Genomic DNA, 1,570 nt, shown 5'->3' with positions numbered 1-1,570 from the left:
TTTTTGCTTTATATTGACGTAAATTATTTAGATTTCCTTAAAATCCGCTTTTCTTGTAAAGACTTGGGTGAAAAATACCAACTCGCTACACACAATGTAGTGGAGATAACGTGCGAAATCAGTACACTAAAACGTTAACAGAATCATTTGTAGCCGAACTAAAGGCTTAATCCACTCACTGAGAAGACTATGACAGAAGCGTTCAAACATATTTCAGTATTGCTTAACGAATCAATTGACGGACTGGCGATCAAACCCGATGGTACCAACATTGACGGTACTTTTGGCCGTGGTGGTCACAGCCGTACAATCCTGTCTAAACTGGGCGAGAATGGACGACTATTTAGTATCGACCGCGATCCACAAGCGATCGCAGAAGCACAAAAAATTGATGATCCTCGTTTTACTATCATCCACGGTCCATTCTCTGGCATGGCAGAATACGCAGAGCGCTACGATCTTGTCGGCCAAGTAGATGGTGTACTTCTAGACCTTGGTGTCTCTTCTCCTCAACTGGATGACGCAGAGCGCGGTTTCAGCTTCATGAAAGATGGCCCGCTGGATATGCGCATGGACCCAACCTCAGGTATCCCTGTTTCTCAGTGGTTAATGGATGCTGATCTTGATGACATCACGTGGGTTATCCGTGAGTTTGGTGAAGATAAACACGCACGCCGTATTGCGAAAGGCATCGTTGCTTACCGTGAAAATGAAGAGAACGAACCGCTAACACGTACGGGTCAACTGGCTAAGCTGATCTCCGATTTGGCGCCAAAGAGCTTCAAAGAGAAAAAGCACCCAGCAACACGTGCTTTCCAAGCATTCCGTATTTACATCAACAGTGAACTGGAAGAGATTGATACGGCACTGAAAGGCGCAGCAAGCATTCTTGCACCGGAAGGTCGCCTGTCTGTTATCAGATTCAACTCACTTGAAGACCGCATGGTAAAACGCTTTATCCGTAAAGAGAGCCAAGGTCCTCAGGTTCCTCACGGTTTGCCACTGACAGAAGAGCAGATTAAAGCGCTAGGCAGTGCTGATCTTAAGCCTGTCGGCAAAGCGATCAAACCGTCTAAACACGAGGTTGATGAAAACACTCGTTCACGTAGCTCAGTATTACGCATTGCAGAAAAGCTGTAGTAGATGAAGACCGCCAAGCCAAACTTAGCCAAGATTATCTTCTTTGATCTAATATCAGTGGGTCGCGTCCCACTGTTATTGCTCATTGCTATCTTCGCGAGTGCGATGGGGGTCGTACTTACTACACACATGTCTCGCCAAGCCATTACCCAGAAAGATATGGCTTTGGTTGAGCGTGAGCAGCTTGATGACGAGTGGCGAAACCTAATGCTCGAAGAGACCGCGCTGGCCGAACACAGCCGAGTACAAGCCTCTGCGATTAAAGAGCTTGATATGAAGCGCCCTGACTCAGACAAAGGAGTTGTGATCTCACTGAAATGACCGCAAAAAAGGAAAAAGCACCTGCGAAGAAAGCCGAAGCCGTTTCTGCCAAAGCTGTCGCAGCGAATGAAAAGGATGCCGATCCTATCGTGATCAAATGGCGCTTTAA

General features: G+C 46.7%; 2 protein-coding genes. Both read left to right on the top strand.

The genetic code is table 11. The features are described 5' to 3' along the window. Positions 1–189: 189 nt before the first annotated feature. Positions 190–1,140, top strand: coding sequence for a 16S rRNA (cytosine(1402)-N(4))-methyltransferase RsmH (rsmH, locus tag KIV40_RS30950; protein ID WP_285353124.1), 951 nt, complete (start codon positions 190–192; stop codon positions 1,138–1,140). A gap of 3 nt (positions 1,141–1,143) precedes the next feature. After that, positions 1,144–1,461 carry a cell division protein FtsL gene (ftsL, locus tag KIV40_RS30945; protein WP_285353123.1) on the top strand — a complete coding sequence of 106 codons (318 nt, stop codon included), beginning with the start codon at positions 1,144–1,146 and terminating at the stop codon, positions 1,459–1,461. The last annotated feature ends 109 nt before the right edge of the window (positions 1,462–1,570 follow it).

It is taken from the genome of Vibrio sp. D173a, assembly GCF_030248475.1.
This window is presented reverse-complemented; position numbering and strand designations above follow the sequence as displayed.